Annotated in this window: 15 protein-coding genes; 5 read left to right on the top strand and 10 right to left on the bottom strand. The window is 63.7% G+C overall.

The window, feature by feature from the left end; translation table 11 throughout:
- Positions 1-100: 100 nt before the first annotated feature.
- From mhpA to PKKP23_RS26440, 5 genes are all read right to left on the bottom strand, one after another.
- Positions 101-1708 carry a bifunctional 3-(3-hydroxy-phenyl)propionate/3-hydroxycinnamic acid hydroxylase MhpA gene (gene mhpA / locus PKKP23_RS26460; RefSeq protein ID WP_420873252.1) on the bottom strand — a complete coding sequence of 536 codons (1608 nt, stop codon included), beginning with the start codon at positions 1706-1708 and terminating at the stop codon, positions 101-103.
- 2 nt (positions 1709-1710) lie between these two features.
- Complete coding sequence (locus PKKP23_RS26455) at positions 1711-2577, bottom strand: fumarylacetoacetate hydrolase family protein (protein ID WP_126879064.1); 867 nt, start codon at positions 2575-2577, stop codon at positions 1711-1713.
- Positions 2578-2653: 76 nt separating this feature from the next.
- Positions 2654-3565, bottom strand: coding sequence for a VOC family protein (locus PKKP23_RS26450; protein WP_126879063.1), 912 nt, complete (start codon positions 3563-3565; stop codon positions 2654-2656).
- 1 nt (position 3566) lies between these two features.
- Entirely contained in the window at positions 3567-4595 is a 1029-nt protein-coding gene (locus PKKP23_RS26445) for an amidohydrolase family protein (RefSeq protein WP_126879062.1), read from the bottom strand.
- A gap of 13 nt (positions 4596-4608) precedes the next feature.
- Positions 4609-5034: a GlcG/HbpS family heme-binding protein gene (locus tag PKKP23_RS26440; RefSeq protein WP_126879061.1), complete on the bottom strand. Its 426-nt coding sequence runs from the start codon at positions 5032-5034 to the stop codon at positions 4609-4611.
- Between the two features lie 164 nt (positions 5035-5198).
- Here PKKP23_RS26440 and PKKP23_RS26435 point away from each other — a divergent pair, with 164 nt between their 5' ends.
- The 3 genes from PKKP23_RS26435 to PKKP23_RS26425 all read left to right on the top strand — a co-directional run bounded on the left by PKKP23_RS26435 (position 5199) and on the right by PKKP23_RS26425 (position 8443).
- Complete coding sequence (locus PKKP23_RS26435) at positions 5199-5933, top strand: GntR family transcriptional regulator (RefSeq protein ID WP_017774895.1); 735 nt, start codon at positions 5199-5201, stop codon at positions 5931-5933.
- 201 nt (positions 5934-6134) lie between these two features.
- Complete coding sequence (locus PKKP23_RS26430) at positions 6135-7238, top strand: porin (RefSeq protein ID WP_126879060.1); 1104 nt, start codon at positions 6135-6137, stop codon at positions 7236-7238.
- Positions 7239-7258: 20 nt separating this feature from the next.
- Positions 7259-8443 (top strand): methyl-accepting chemotaxis protein, encoded by a 1185-nt coding sequence (locus PKKP23_RS26425; RefSeq protein WP_126879059.1) that lies wholly within the window; start codon positions 7259-7261, stop codon positions 8441-8443.
- A gap of 32 nt (positions 8444-8475) precedes the next feature.
- On the opposite strand, the gene PKKP23_RS33820 is transcribed toward PKKP23_RS26425, so the two are convergent.
- From PKKP23_RS33820 to PKKP23_RS26400, 5 genes are all read right to left on the bottom strand, one after another.
- On the bottom strand, positions 8476-8631 hold the full coding sequence (locus PKKP23_RS33820) for a hypothetical protein (RefSeq protein ID WP_161978145.1): 156 nt from the start codon (positions 8629-8631) through the stop codon (positions 8476-8478).
- A gap of 58 nt (positions 8632-8689) precedes the next feature.
- Positions 8690-9481 carry an SDR family NAD(P)-dependent oxidoreductase gene (locus tag PKKP23_RS26415; RefSeq protein WP_017774891.1) on the bottom strand — a complete coding sequence of 264 codons (792 nt, stop codon included), beginning with the start codon at positions 9479-9481 and terminating at the stop codon, positions 8690-8692.
- A gap of 126 nt (positions 9482-9607) precedes the next feature.
- On the bottom strand, positions 9608-10195 hold the full coding sequence (locus PKKP23_RS26410) for a helix-turn-helix domain-containing protein (protein ID WP_126879058.1): 588 nt from the start codon (positions 10193-10195) through the stop codon (positions 9608-9610).
- 153 nt (positions 10196-10348) lie between these two features.
- The gene (locus PKKP23_RS26405) at positions 10349-10990 is read right to left on the bottom strand and encodes a response regulator (RefSeq protein ID WP_026121453.1); all 642 of its coding nucleotides are present in this window, start codon (positions 10988-10990) and stop codon (positions 10349-10351) included.
- A gap of 14 nt (positions 10991-11004) precedes the next feature.
- Complete coding sequence (locus PKKP23_RS26400) at positions 11005-12648, bottom strand: sensor histidine kinase (protein WP_126879057.1); 1644 nt, start codon at positions 12646-12648, stop codon at positions 11005-11007.
- A gap of 289 nt (positions 12649-12937) precedes the next feature.
- On the opposite strand from PKKP23_RS26400, the gene PKKP23_RS26395 reads away from it, so the two are divergent.
- Positions 12938-13852 carry an alpha/beta fold hydrolase gene (locus PKKP23_RS26395; protein WP_205703019.1) on the top strand — a complete coding sequence of 305 codons (915 nt, stop codon included), beginning with the start codon at positions 12938-12940 and terminating at the stop codon, positions 13850-13852.
- A gap of 560 nt (positions 13853-14412) precedes the next feature.
- On the top strand, positions 14413-15384 hold the full coding sequence (locus tag PKKP23_RS26390; protein ID WP_017774886.1) for an AraC family transcriptional regulator: 972 nt from the start codon (positions 14413-14415) through the stop codon (positions 15382-15384).
- The last annotated feature ends 344 nt before the right edge of the window (positions 15385-15728 follow it).

Genomic DNA, 15728 nt, shown 5'->3' with positions numbered 1-15728 from the left:
CCGTGTTGTGTAGTTTCGGCGCCGCCTCTTGAGGGCGGCTTCACCGGTGGGTGCATGCGGGGCGCGGGCGTGGTGAAGGCCGCGCTCCGCTTGCGAGGTGTCAGCCGTGCAGGGCGGTCTCCAGTTCCTCGAGCGATGCGGCGAGCGTCGCCGCATCGCTCGCTACGCCGTAGACGTAGTGGTCGGGACGCACGATCGCCGCGCTGCATTCGTTGCGCCGGAACCAGGCCGCGAGCACGCCATCCACTTCCACGACGCGATGCACGCCGGGCCATGCGGCCGCCCGATTCACGTCGCCGTCCGACACGAGTTCGACGAGCTGCGCGCCGATGCGCTGCGCGGCATCGCGCGCCGCCTGTGAAACCGGCTCGCTACCCAGCGTGACGATGCGCCAATGGCCACCCACCACGGTATCGAGCAAGGCCGCATTGGCGCCATCGCCACCGTCGGCAACCACGACATCAACACGCACGCGCGGCTGCGGAAACAGCGTGCCGTTGGCAGCATGCGCGGCGCTCGCAAGCAAACCCGCTTCGAGCTTCGGCACGATGTCCTGGCGCGCAATCGTCCTGATCTGGCCGGCCGCTTCACGCAAGAGGCGTGCATCGCGCTCGCGTGCTGCAGCAACGTCGCGCTCGCAGATCACCTTGCCGAGTTCCTTGATGCGCGTGGTGAGCTGCCGTACGTGCAGGCCGCGCTCCGCGGCGTAGCTGTCGAGCAGCGCGGGCTGGGCCGTGCCGCTCATCACGGCGTCGAGCTTCCAGACGAGATTCACCACGTCGCGAATGCCTTGGCACATCCCCTGACCAATGAACGGCGGCTGCTGATGCGCCGCGTCGCCGGCAATGAAAATGCGTCCGCGCCGCCATTCCTGCGCGACGAGCGCATGAAAGCGATAACTCGCGGCGCGCCACAGTTGACCGTCTTCAGGCGAAAGCCAGCGCGACAGCAGCTTCCACACCTGTGCCTCGGTCTGCATCTCGCGCGGGTCTTCGCCGGGCATCAGCATGATTTCCCACCGACGATGTGCGCCCGGCCCGACGACATAGGTGCACGGCCGCGACGGCTCGCAGTACTGCACCGCCACCTTCGGCAGCTTCGCAAGGCCGCTTTCGTTCACGCGCACATCCACCACGAGCCACGGCTCGTCGAACACGAGGTCTTCGTAAGCGATGCCGAGTTGCGTGCGCACCGTGCTCGAAGCGCCGTCGCAGCCAATCAGGTAATCGCACGTGACCGCGCGCGCGGCACCCGTGTCGTCCTTCAACTGAACGCTCACGCCGTGCGTGCTCTGTTCGAAGTCCACGAGTTCCGTGCCGAGCGCCACTTCCACCGATTCATACGCGCTCGCATGCTCGCGCAGCGCGGCTTCCACCGGAGGCTGCGTAAACACCATGGTCGGCATGTAGCCGAGGGGCCAGGGCTTGGGCACCGTGTCGATGCGTTTGATGAGCTGGCCGTCCACGCCGTAGTACTCCGAAGGCGGAAACACGGCGATGTGTTCGGCAATGCGGTCCACCACGCCAAGGCCCTGGAACACGCGCATGATCTCGTGATCCACGGCGATGGCGCGCGGCTTGTCGTACACCTCGCGCGCGCGGTCCACGCACAGTACCTTGCGGCCAAGCTGCCCGAGCAAAGCGATTGCCACGGCGCCGGACGGCCCGAAGCCGACCACGATCACTTCGTAATGGTTACTTGTCGCCATCGTCACGCACCCGCTTCGTCCTGCACCGTGTTGCGCAGACGGCCCACGCGTTCGATGTCCACTTCCACCACATCGCCATGCTTGAGCCACACCGAAGGATCGCGCGCCCAGCCCACGCCGGCGGGCGTGCCCATCGCCACGACGTCACCGGGTTCGAGCGTCAGGCACTCGGTCAGCAGCTCGATGGTTTCGGCCACGCCCCAGATCATGTCGCTCGTGCTCGCCTGCTGCATCACCTGGCCGTTGAGGATGAGGCGCAACGTGAGGCCTTCGCCACCGGGCGGCAGATCGTCGGCGGTCACGAGCCACGGGCCGAACGCGCCCGTGCCGTCGAAGTTCTTGCCGATGGTCCACTGCGTCGTGCGCTTCTGATAGTCGCGCACCGAAACGTCGTTGAAGCATGCGTAGCCGAACACGTAGTCGAGCGCGTTTTCGCGCTTCACGTGGCGCGCGCGCTTGCCGATCACGATCATGAGTTCGGCCTCGTAATCGAGCTTTTCCGATACGCGCGGACGGATCACCGGGTCTTCGTGCGCGATCAGCGAAGAGGCGCCGCGAAAGAAGATGAGCGGATAAACGGGCTTCAGATTGCCGCCCTCTTTCGCGTGGTCGTAGTAATTGTGGCCGAGGCAGACGATCTTGCCCGGCTCCGGCACGACGGGCGCAAGTTCGAGCGACGCGTAGGGCGCGCGATGCTCGCCGCTCGCGATAGCACGTTGTGCGGCCGCGTTGAGGTCCACGCCAGCCTTGAGCGCCGCGCGCAGATCCGCCGGCACGCGGGCGTCGGCCTTGTTGAGGTCGACGACATGCTCGCCGTCCAGAACACCCAGGCGCGTGGTGTCGCCCGATCGGAAAGTAACCAGTTTCATGATGTATTCGAGTTATCGGATGAATCAATCGGTTGAGGGAAACGTTCTTTCAGGGCAGATGCCGCTCAGTTGTCGCTCAGTGCCCAACACCTTGCGGCCGGCGAAAGAAGATGGTTTTCTGCGCGGTCTTGAGGCGCTCGGACGGCGCGCGCCCCACGCCCCACTGATCGATGCGCCCCGGCGGCCACTTCCAGTCGTCCGGGCCGCCTGTGCGGTAGCTGTCGTCCACCTGTAGCACCTCGGCTGTGTATTCGATGACGAAATCGGCGGGCCCGAGGAAATACGCGAACACGTTGTTGCCCGGCCCGTGGCGCCCCACGCCCCATTCCACCGGATAGCCCGCGTCGTTCATACGGCCACCGCCGCGCATCACGGAATCGAGGTCCGGCATCAGAAAAGCGATGTGATTGAGCGTGTTCTCCTGCGCATCTGCGAGCGCGATGCTGTGGTGATCGCTCGAACAGCGCATGAAGGCCATGATGCGCGTGCGGTCGGACAGCCTGAAGCCCAGCGCATTTTCGAAGAACGCCTGCGCGACCGCCACGTTCTCGCTGTTGAGCACGACGTGCGTGATCTTGATGGGACGGTCTTTCACGCTTTGCGTATCCGCATGGCTGCGCGCGCCCGCGATGAAGCGCAGCACGCGCCCCTGCGGATCGAGTGCTTCGAGCATCGAGCCGCCGCCTGGCATCGTCGTGGGTGCGGGACCGGAGATCACGGTGCCGCCATGCAGGACGATGGACTGCGCGAGCGTATCGAGGTGCGCGACGTCGGCCACACTGAACTCGATGGCGCGCACGTCGGCACGTTCGCTCTGCGCGAGCGTGAGGATGTGGTGTGCGGCACCCGTGCCGCGAAAGTAGACTTTTTCCGGGCGTCGCGTGAGTTCGGTGAGATGCCAGGTGTGTGCGTAAAAGGCCGCGGCCAGTTCGAGATCCGGTACGCCGATCTCGATGCCTCTCAGGCCGGTGACGAGGCACTGCGTCATGTCATGCTCCGTTGCTGATGCCCAGAAATTCCCGGGCGTTGCGATAGATGAGCCGTTCGGCGGCCGCGGCGTCGAGCCCGAGTCGGACTACGCCGCCCACGGGATCGTGCTCGCGGAACGCGAACGGGTAATCGGTACCCAGCATCACGCGCGTGTCGCCAAACGTTTCGACGAGATGGCGCAGCGTGGCCGGATCGAACACGAGCGAGTCGTACCAGAGGCCGCGTGCCTGCTCGCGCGGCGCAGCCTGAAGCGTCTCGCGCAGCGGCGCGAAAACGCGGCTGGCCTGTTCGAGGCGGGGCAGCAGCGAAGCCAGGGTACCGCCGCCGTGACTGAAACCAATACGAAGTTTCGGATACCGCACGATCAGGTTAGACGTGATGGCCGAAGCGGCGGCGAGCCCGACGTCGGACGGAAAAGCGAGCGCCTGCACCAGCTGGGCGGGACCGACGAGACGCTCCTTGCCAGCCGGTCTGATCGCATGGACGAATACTGCCGCGCCAAGCGCTTCGCAGGTTTCGAAAAACGCGTCGAACTGCGGAGCGCCCACCGGCGCGCCATTAATGTTGCTGCCAATTTCCACGCCCGCAACACCCGGCATCGCCATCAGCCGTTCGAGTTCGCGGATCGCCGCGTCCACGTCCTGCAGCGGCACCGCGCCGAGCCCGACGAGTCGCCCGCCGCTCGCCTCCACCATGCCTGCGATCGTGTCGTTGAGGTACTGCAACAGCGGCAGCGCATCGGCGGCCGCCATCCAGTAGGAGAGCAACTCGGGCATGGGCGAGATCGCCTGCACGGCCACGTTCTGGCTGTCCATGTCGGCAAGGCGTTTATCCGTGTCCCAGCACAGGTCGGACACGGTGCGATAGATCTTGCCGTCGATCACCACGTGGCGGTGGCAGGCGTGCGCCGGCTGCATGGACGGCCAGTCGCGCGGCGCACTCGCGCCCAGATAGCGCGGAAATTCGGCGGGCACGACGTGCGCGTGGATGTCGATGCCGTGGCATGCGCAACGGTAAGCAACTTGCATGGCGCGCCTCGCGTCAACGGTGCGCGAAGCCCGCTGCGCGCAGACCTTCGATGCAGATGGCTTCGTCCTCGTCCCCCGTGCCGCCGCTTGCGCCTATCGCGCCGATGGTCTGCCCGTTCGGCGCGACGATCACGACCGCACCGGTCTGCGCGATGAACTTGCCGCCGCACGCGGGCGCGATGGCGTTGAAGAACACCGGGTTGCCACTGGCGCGCTCGTGCAGCGTGCGCGATGCGATGCCCATGCCGAACGCCGCTGCGGCCTTGCCGTGCGCGATATCCACGCGAAGCGGCGTGGCGCCATCCTCGCGCGTCACCAGCTTCACCTGGCCCGCCTCGTCCAGCACGACGAGCGCCATGGGCCGCAATCCGTCGCGGCGGGCCGCCTGCAGCGCCGCCGCGACGATGCGATTGGCTTGATCCAGCGTCAATGTCTCCATTCCTATGCCTCCAGCGATTCGACCTGTTGCCGATCATAATATATACAAAACTCTCATGTCGACGTTTTTATGTATTTTCAAAGGGAAAACCCCAAAACAGTCAGATCGCACCGGAACCGCGCGCGGATCAGATATACTTTGCGCCAGACGAAACCTCTGAAGGTGTGAAGTTGTCACGCACAGCGATCTCTCCCGTAACGCCCGCAGGCGCGGGCGGCGCCAACGCCAGCGCCGCCACGCTCGCCACGAACCTGTACGACCGCATCCGCGCAGACCTGCTCGACGGCAAGCTGGAGCCGGGACGCCGGCTGCAGATCGAGTTCCTTTGCGAGCAGTACCAGGCCGGACAGACCCCCGTTCGCGAGGCGCTCAATCGCCTGACGTCGGATGGACTCGTGGAACGGCGCGACCAGCGTGGCTTCGCGGTAGCGGGCATCAGCGCGAGCGACCTTCAGGAAATCACGAAAACGCGCTGCTGGCTGGAGGAAGTCGCGCTGCGCGAAGCCTTCGCGAGCCGCTCGGTGGAGTGGGAAGAAGCCGTTGTGCTGGCCTATCACCGGCTCTCCAAGGTGCCGCGCTCGCTCAGCGAAACCGAGTACAAGGAGAACCCCGAGTGGGAGCGCCGCCACCGCGAGTTCCATCGCGCGCTGATCGGCGGGTGCCAGTCACGCTGGCTCATCAGCTTTTGCGACCAGCTTGCCGACCAGCTCTACCGCTACCGGCAGCTTTCCGTGCGGCGAGTGTTTCCGCGACGCCACGAAGGCGCCGAGCACAAAGCCATGCTCGACGCGGTCGTAGCCGGCGACGCGGCGCTCGCCATCAAGCTCCTCACCACGCACTACCACCAGACAGCGGACATCATCCTCGCGGACGCCGATCTGTTCCCGCCTTCCCGCTGACCGCCCTCCCGTCTTGCCTGCCGTACTGCCGCGCCCCGTCGCCCCGGGCGCGGCAGCCGTTCGTCCGCAGATTTCACGTCAAATATACAACCTGGTGTTTTCTATAGTTTTGTATATTTTTTATTGACTTCGATTGCTTCATACACAAAACTCCTGCCCTCAGAGAGTGCCGCATCCCGACGGCACCGTTCAGGAGACGACATGAAGCCGCAATTTGCCCCACTCGCCACCGCCGCCCTTGCCGCCGTTGCCGCGCTCAACGCGACGAGCGCCCACGCCCAGTCGGCCGTCACGCTCTACGGAATCATCGATACGGCGATCCAGGCCGCCAACGCAGGCGGCAAGACCGTCGTGCGCGAAGCGACGAGTTCCGTTGCGCCCTCGCGCTGGGGCTTGCTCGGCAAGGAGAACATCGGCGGCGGCTACAACGTGGTCTTCAAGCTGGAGAACGGCTTCAATTCGAATTCAGGCGCCATGGCCAACAGCACGACCTTGTTCAACCGGGAGGCGTGGGTAGGCGTGCAGGGCCCGTTCGGCCAGATCCAGGCCGGCAACAACTACACGCCGTTGTTCCTGACCTACGTGACGTACTCGCTCGGCGAACTCAATGCGCTCGCCTGGGGTAACGCCACCAACAATTACGTATTCGTGCCCTCGGCGCGCACGGCCAACTCGCTGCGCTACACGTCGCCGGAGATGGCGGGCTTCACGCTGCGCGCCCTCTATGCGCGTGGCGCGAACGGATCGGGCGGCATGCCGGCTTCGCTCGGCGACACGCTTTCGGCCAGCGTGAGCTTCAAGGCCGGCGCGTTTTCCGCCGACGCGGATTATCTGCAGCAGCGCTTCGCACCCCGCGCCACGCTCAGCGCAACGACGCCTGTCGGCACGGGACGCTTCTATCTGATCGGCGCGTCATACGACTTCGGCGTGGTGAAAACCGCGGCGCTCTATCAAATGCACCGCAACGCCACGGGCGTGAGCACATCGATTTCAAGCGCCTACGCAACACCGAATCACGACTTCTATGAAGTGAATGCCCTGATTCGTCATGTCGTGGGCGGCTCGCTGCTGGCAAGCTTCGGGCAGTACTGGCTTCGCTCCGGCGGCGACGGGCATGCGCTCTCATGGGCCTTGCGCTACGACTATCCGTTCTCGAAGCGCACCGGCTTCTACGCCGGCGTGGCGGGCGTGCGCAATCACGGCACGACGGCATTCACCGTGGCCGACGCCGCAGGACCCGGCATCGCCGTAGGCGCAGGCAAGAACATCACGACCGAGATCGCCGGTCTGGTACACAAGTTCTGACGCCGGAGGCCGAGATCGAGATGAGGAACGTCCGCATTCCCGCCGCGCTCACGCTGATCGTCGGCGCGGGACTTGCGATGTCGCTGACGATTGCTGCCGGCGGCGCGGCGTGTGCCTACGCGTATGCCACGCTCGCCGAAGCGGCGGCCAGCGCGGCGAGCGCGCCACCCGACGGTGCGCTCGCAACCTACGTTGCCGGCGTGCATCGCCTTGAAGCCGTCGCGCTCTGGAGCTTCGCGGCGCTTGCTCTCGCGAGCGTCATGCTTGCGTTTGCCGGAAGGCGCTGGCTCGGCGCCAAGGTGGTCCGGCCGCTCGACCACGCCATGCAAACCGTGCACGCGATTGCGCTCGGCGAGTTGCGCGAAGCCATCGTCGTGGATGAGCGCACCCAGGCACGGCGCCTCTTCGCCGCACTCGCCCAGATGCAGCAAGGGCTCGTCGGAACGCTGAGCGCCGTGACCCGCGAAGCGGCGGCCGTCGACGATTGCGCGAGTCGCCTGCATACCCAGAACGCGCGCCTGTCGAGCGGCGCCGAATCGCAGGCAGCGGCCATCCAGCAAACCGCGGCGACGACGCAGCAGATCAGCGAAGGCGTGCAGCGCAGCGCGCAGGTGGCCGAGCAGACCAACCGGCTCGCCGGCCAGGCATCGGAACTGGCGCATGCCAGCCGCACGCGCGTACGTGCTGTGATCGATTCGATGGATTCCATTGCCCGCGATTCGCAGCAGATCAGCGCCGTGGTGTCCGTCGTGAACGAACTCGCGTTCCAGACCAACATCCTGGCGCTCAATGCTGCCGTGGAAGCCGCGCGCGCCGGCCATCAAGGCAAGGGGTTCGCGGTGGTGGCCGGCGAAGTACGCAGCCTCGCGCAACGCAGCGCCCAGGCGGCGCGCGAAATCGAAGCGCTGATTGGAAGCGCGCGCGGCACGATTGCCGAGGGCGCGAGGTTATGTACCGACGTGGGCAGCGCCATGGACGAAGTGGTGAGCGCCGCGCACGAAGTCGCGCAACTCAGCGACGCCATGAGCCGCTCGGCAAGCGAGCAAAGCCACGGCGTGCGGCAGCTCAACGAGGCCATCAAGGACATCGATGCGGTCACACAGCAGAACGCCGGGATGGTGCAGCATCTGATGACTACCACCGAGGATCTCAACGAACGCGCCCGCACGCTTGCCGAAGCGGTGGGCGCATGGAAACTCGACTAGACGCCGCTGGCCCGCAAGCGGATGGGCGGCAATCACCGCATCGTGAATTTTCCCGGCGGGCGGGCGCGCCGGAGCTGTGCGTCGATGCTGTCGGGTTTCACCGGGCCGCCTTCCATACACAACTCGATCAGATGGCCCTTCAGTTCTTCCAGGCGAACCTTCGGTAAGCGCCACATAACGGTCAGCATTACTGATGAGCGAGAGCGGTCATCTCCCGCCATTGGGGGTGCGGATAAAAATAAAACACTAGAAAGCGCTCTTGACGACGCCACCGTCGACACGCAACGCTGCCCCCGTCGTCGCCGAAGCCAACGGGCTGGCAAGATACGTTACCATCGACGCGACCTCTTCGGGCGAGGCGAAACGCTTGATGAGGGACGTCGGCCGAATGTTTTCGAAAAACTCCTTTTCGACTTGCTCGAATGTCTTTTCGTCACCCTGTGCCAACGCATCGACAAAGTCGGTAACGCCTCGTGATTTGGTAGGCCCCGGTAGAACGCTGTTCACGGTAATACCGGTCCCTGCGACGGTCTCGGCCAGACCTCGCGACACGCCAAGCAACGCGGTCTTGGTCACGCCGTAGTGAACCATCTCGACCGGAATCTGCACACCGCTCTCGCTGGAGATGAAGATGATGCGCCCCCAGTCGGCGCGCCGCATCGCGGGAAGATACATACGCGCGAGGCGCACGCCGCTGAGCACGTTCACGTCGAAGAAACGGCGCCAGTCCTCGTCGGGGATCTCTTCGAACGGCTTGGGCTCGAAAATGCCCAGACTATTGACGAGAATCTCCACGTTCGGGAACGCACGCACAAGTGCCTCGGCCTGGGCGGCATCGCTCAGATCGCCGGCGAAACCGAGCGGCTTGTTACCCGTCGCCTCCGCAATCGACCGCACAGCCCGGTCGACCGCCTCCTGCGTCCTGCCGTTCACGATGACGCGCGCGCCTTCCGCGGCGAGCCCTTGTGCAATGGCAAGACCGATGCCGGCGGTGCTGCCGGTCACCAGCGCCAGCCGATTCTTCAATTGCATATCCATGTCGTTTCTCCTGGACCTCGTGAATAGAGGCCGCGAGATGCACGAGTGCGGCCCAGTGTAGATTGCTGGGATACGTTTAGATGCTCACGGGTGTCCGGCTTTCGTCGAATGTATCGAACTTGCCGGTTAGCATGCCCGCGCGACGCGGGGCGCGGCGCCGGGCGCCGAACTCGCCCTGTCAGCGATGGACGATCGGCGCTGCTCGCGCCGCCACAATCCTGGCGCGCAGCCAATTTCCCGCCGAAAGATCCTCGAGAAATGCGCTTGATCGGCAAATCCGCAAGCCGCGGCCACGCGACTGATCTGCTCGTCGCTTGCCATCAGCATCTCTCTCGCGCGCGCGAGCCGCAGCGTGAGAATGTAGGCGTGCGGCGACGTGCTGAAACTGAGCCGGAACGCCCGGAAAAAATGGCTCTTGCTGAGCCGCGTCACGCTCGCCAACTCTTCAACTCGAATCTGCGTCTCAAGATTGCCCGCGACATGATCGATGACCCGTCGCGCTTGCCAAAGCGCCAACCCCTGGGCGCGATATTCAGTATTGCGCGGCTGGATTCCCGTGTTGTTCGCCTGGCAGGCCAGGAGAAGATCCAGCGCCCGCTGGATTTCCTTCCTGGCGCTCTGTCCATCCCGCTCGAGCACCCGGCTTGCACATTGGAGAAGCTCAGTGACAATCGAAACGACATTCTCGTTTTCAACCGACGCGCGCATGGTCATTGCCCTCGAGTTGGAGAGATTCACTCCCGCCGGGCCACACTATCGCGCCGATCGCGTCCGCAATCTATTGATCGGTCGACGGGCACGCGTACCGCGCTAACGGATCATACGGGCCTCATCCATTCGAACTAGAGGCGTGCGAAGTCCCAAAATCTACAACCGGATAAGGCCGCGCCTGCTGCCCACCGCCACCGCTTCCGTGCGGCTCAGGACCTGCAGTTTGCTGAAGATGCTGCGCAGATGAGACTTGACAGTCGTTTCGCCGATGCCGAGGCGCGCCCCGATGTCCTTGTTGCTGCACCCGCCCGCCAGCATGGAGAGGACTTCGAGTTCACGACTCGTCAGCGCCTCGCCGCTGACACCGGCTGCGAGTTTTGCAACGAGGAACGAAGGAATCTGAGTCTTGCCGGCGTGAACTTTGCGGATGCATTCCAACAGTTCCTCACGCTGAGCGTCCTTGAGCATGTATCCCTTGGCTCCCGCCATGATGGCCCGGGAGATGTCGTGATCGCTGTCGAACGTGGTCAAGACCATCAACCTGGCCGAGGGTTCGGCGCGGCGAATCGCTTCTATCGCGCCCACGCCGTCGAGAATCGGCATGCGCAGATCCAGCAAGGTCACATCGGGACGGCACTCGAGCCATCGGTCGACGCACTGCTGGCCGTTGGTGGCCTCCGCGACCACGACCATGTCCGGCTGCCGCCCGATGATCGCTGCCAGCCCCTCTCGAACCGTCACGTGGTCGTCGGCAATGAGAACGCGTATGGGTGCCGGCTGCTGATTCGTGTCAGACATCGATAGCTCCATCGTCACGCTCGTGGCGCGCCGGACACCACAGAAGGGGTTGGCAGGCGAATCGACACCTCGGTGCCGCGACCGATCGAGCTCGTCAACTTCATCCGGCCCCCCATGGCGTCGATACGCTCGCGTATGCCCATTACGCCAAAGCCTTCATGTTTCGCGGACGAATCGAAGCCGCAGCCGTCGTCCGCACATTCGAGCCGGACGTCCTCTTCGGTGAAGGCAATGGTGACGGCGATACGAGACGCCTTGGCATGGCGAAGCACGTTGGTCACGAGCTCCTGTGCGATCCGGAACAGGTTGTCTTCCCAGTCGCGCGGAAGCGCCCGAGGCACGCCCAGAACGCGGAAATCGGCGTCGAGTGCGACGCCATCGGTCAACCGCCTGATGAGCACGCGTAGGGCATCGGTGACGGCGCCTTCCTCGAGAGGCTGAGGACGCAGCGCCGCAACAGACCGCCTGGCCTCGCTCAGGCTTTCTCGCGCCAGATTGCGCGCCGATGTGACGTGCCGCTCCGCGTCGCGCCCGAGGCCGCGCCGGCTGGCGTCTTCTGCAGCCTCTAGCTGGACGATGACGCCAGTCAGGCCTTGTGCCAGCGTGTCGTGAATATCGCGCGCGATGCGGTTGCGTTCCGCCGTAATCGCGGTTTCCCGGCCTTGCGCCGACAACTCGGCCAACCGGATCATCAGGGTGGTCTGATTGGTCAGTGCCTGGGCCAGCTCGACCTCCTCGCTCCGGAAGGCGCGGCGCTGCTTGAAGCGAAGTCCGATGGCGCCTTCCAAACACCCGGCGATGACCATCGGCACTAAAAGAACCGTGACGATACCGAGCGGGATCAGCCTGTCGCACAAGGGAAAGGACGGAACGGCCCGAATATCCTCGATAACGTTCGCCTTTCCGGAACGGAACACTTCGGGCCACGGATAGGCCTCGTCCATCGGTAGCGACAGATCCAGCCCGGCGAACCGCGAGTCGGTGTTGGGTATGACGTAACCGTCTTCGAAAGCGTATGCCAGCCCAACCGTGCCGTCGGCCGGATCGCGGCGCCATACGCTCATGCTGTGCGCGTCGAATTGCCGAGACAAGGTCCGCAGGCTGTGCGCGACGAGCCGATTCGGGTCCGGTTCCATCGCGAGGGCATCGAGGGAACTCTTGAGGGCATCGACCTGCGCGCGAGCCAGTTGCTCCGACGCCTGCAACGCCTTCTCAGCGAGCTTGCGTGCTTCGATGTCGATGTTGGCCCCGTACCATTTGAGCACTCGGCCCGTATCGTCCTGTAGCGGCGCGTAGCGAAACAGAAACCAGCGATATTCGCCGTCGGACCGGCGCACGCGTGCCTCGAGCTCACCCGGCAGGCGGCGCATCAGTGCATCGCTCCACTGGGCCTCGAGACGGGGAAAATCCTCAGGATGAATGGTGCGGGTCCACCCCCAGCCCAACGCATCGTCCATCGCAATGCCCGTGTATTCGCACCACTGTTTGTTCAAGAATTCGACCGGCCCATCGGCGCTGCCGAACCAGGCCAACCCGGGAATGGTGTCGATCGCGATGCGGAAGCTTCGCTCCCAGGATTGAAGGTCGCCGGTCAACGTGGCGTTACCTTGCTCCGTATCTTGCATGGAGACGTGCGCGTTTTCGAGCTGCGTTGTCATGTGGCACCCTTGTTCCGATCGAGGCGCGGTGAAGTGATGAGGTCACTGCACACGATTAGAAATCTGGGTCGACCGTGTGACAAAACCGATCATAGCCGACCGCTCATGCACGAACTTGAACGAATCTATTATGGCCGCAGGCCGCCAATCCTCCCGCGGCTAGCGCCGTGCAGCGCATTCGGAACTTGACGGCAGCGGATCGAGCGACAAGTTCGATAAGTTTCTTCAAGCCGCCGATCCGGCGGGCACCTATCGTTAGCGCCACCAACCAGGCCCAAAGGTGCTCATCATGATCCGAATGCTCGCGTCCCTGATTGCATGCTGCTCAGTACTTGCCGCGCAACCTTGTGCGGCTGGCGTGACGCCTTACCCGAGCAGCTTCCGAACCGAAACGATCGCCGCGAACGGAACCCGGATATTTGTCCGCGTCGGAGGACACGGGCCGGCTGTGGTCATGTTGCACGGCTATGGCGAAAGCGGCGACATGTGGGAACCGCTCGCCGCCGCGCTCGCCCAAACCCATACGGTGATCGTACCCGACCTGCGCGGCATGGGCCTTTCCGCCCATCCAGCCACCGGCTACGACAAGAAGAATCAGGGGCACGATGTGGCCGATGTGCTCGACGCGCTGCACGTGGACAAAGTCGACGTCGTCGCCCACGACATCGGCAACATGGTCGCCTTCGCGTTCGTCGCCGAGCAGCCGGAACGCGTCACGCATCTGGTCCTGATGGACGCCCCGATTCCCGGCGTCGGCCCTTGGGAAGAGATTCTGAAGAATCCTCTCCTTTGGCATTTCCGGTTTGGCGGACCCGACATGGAACGGCTGGTCAAGGGTCGCGAGCGGATCTACCTCGACCGGTTCTGGAATGACTTCTCGGCCAACCCCAAGAACTTCGATGAAGCGAGCCGCGTCCACTACGCCAGGCTCTACGCCCGGCCGAATGCGATGCACGACGGCTTCGAGCAGTTCCATGCGTTCGACCAGGACGCTGTCGACAACCAGGCGTTCCTGGCCAACGGCCCGCTGCCGATCCCTGTCCTGGCCGTCGGCGGCGAGAAATCTTTCGGTCCGGAAATGGCCGTTGTCGCCAAGGCGGCCTTCAGCAACGTACAGGGCGCCGTCATCCCCGACTCGGGCCATTGGCTGATGGAAGAAAACCCCAAGGCCACCGTCACCGCAATCCAGGATTTCATTAAATAGGCGCCTCGGACGCCTGGTTCGCTGCCATTCGCAAACCAGTGTCGGCTAACAGCGCGCACCTGGCCGCCCGATCTGATGCAGCGTTTTGTAGAAGGCGAGGCTTGGTCCATCAACGCGGCCTCCGACCTGACGGTGACGCTGGCGATGCAGGTCAGCCTCTTGTTGGCCGGTTGTGTGAGCTTGCCGATGGCCGCTTTAAGGTGCTCCAGCTCGCAAAACCGTGATTCGACTGACTGACCGCTTTGGAGGGGGGCGTCTGACCGTAGTGGGTCGGGTCACGCCCTTTTGCATCGCACGCACGCCCGCGACGATCGCCGCGCTCGGTCGTGGGGCTCTGGTTGGCCATGAAGCGACCACTTGTGCGAAATGCTCGAATGGCTGAAGACAAGCTGGGATCGGACAACTCGCCCGGTCTGGCGTTCGGTCGGCTGAAGATATGTCCGCATATCGGAGGGGGCATTCACGGTACGATGCTGGCCCTAAAGCAGCTGTTAGTCTCTTGGCCTTGCACACATCGTTGATGGGCGCAGTCTTGTGGACGTGCCCTAAAGGAGTAACTCATGCAGTCCGAGCACGCCGATGTCCTGTCCCAGGTACTCAAGCTGATTCGCCTTCGCGGGGACCACGTTTTCCACGGCGAGCTGGGCAGTTCCACCGAGGTGATTTTTCCGCCGGGACCGGCGACGTTTTTGCATTTGCGCACCGGCGAACTGTCAGTGTCTCAACGCAATGGCCCCTCCGTGATGCTCCGCCCAGGCGACTTCGTTCTTTTGCCTCATGCGGACGGACATACGATTCGAAGCGAGCCGAGCAGGAAAGCACATCAACGCTTTGAGGCGGTGGTGGACTTTACCCCCAGCAGAGATGCGCAGACGTTCAAATGGGCGGCTGGCGAAGGCGTGGCAGGATCCTTTCTCGCGGGATCGTTCTATTTTGATGGGGCGCCGTTACGCTCTTTTCTCACCGGGCTTCCCGGGCTGATTCATTTGACATGCGACAAAGTCAGCGAACCCGCCTGGCTGGCCTCCATCTCGCATTTCCTTGACGTCGAATCGCGTAGCGCCGGGCCGGGGTCATCGCTGATGATCTCGCGGCTTATCGATTTGCTTGTTATTCGCACCTTGCGGATGTGGGTCAGCCGGCAAGGCGATCGGGTTGGCTGGTTGTCCGGACTGAGCGACGAACGCGTCGGCCGCGCGTTGAACGCAATGCATCTGGAACCTAACCGGGCATGGACAGTTTCGTCGCTCGCCGAGACGGCGATGATGTCGCGATCGATGTTTTCGGATCGCTTCACGGCGGTGGTGGGGCTTCCACCGTTGCGTTATCTGACACGGTGGAGATTGACGCTCGCAGCAGACTTGCTACGCGCAGGAACCTTGAAGGTGACCGAAGTGGTCCACAGCGCCGGCTATGGTTCGGAGGCAGCCTTCAGTCGTGCTTTCAAGCAGGAGTTCGGCTATCCACCGCGTGACGCGCATCGAATCGCACAGACAGGCGCCTTTGTCACGCGAAGTTCGGAGCTCCCTTGACAGTTTCACACCGTTGGCTGGATCCGTCGGTAGTAGCTGTCATTGCAACGGCTTCGTTTCAATGGCATCGCGCCAATCCCCAAGCGGGGTCGATCTGCTGCGATTGTCCGAGTGCGTCAATCGTACGATAGATCATGCAAATCAGACGCTGAGATATGGTCAGTCCCGGATACGTTCTTTAGAGTAGATAGCCAAGGTCCTACCGTATCTGAAAAGGAAGAACACTCTCACGCACTATGGTTCATATCTCTCATACGCAATTAGCAAAGACCGCTTTCAAACAAACCTCTCGTTCCAGCACACGCGCTTACGCCATGTGACTGGGTCGGAAGCGGGAGTGCCGC

This window comes from Paraburkholderia kururiensis JCM 10599 = LMG 19447 (assembly GCF_003986935.1).
GTDB lineage: Bacteria > Pseudomonadota > Gammaproteobacteria > Burkholderiales > Burkholderiaceae > Paraburkholderia > Paraburkholderia kururiensis.
The sequence above is the reverse complement of the archived record's forward strand: the minus strand, read 5'-3'. Positions and strand labels throughout refer to the sequence as shown.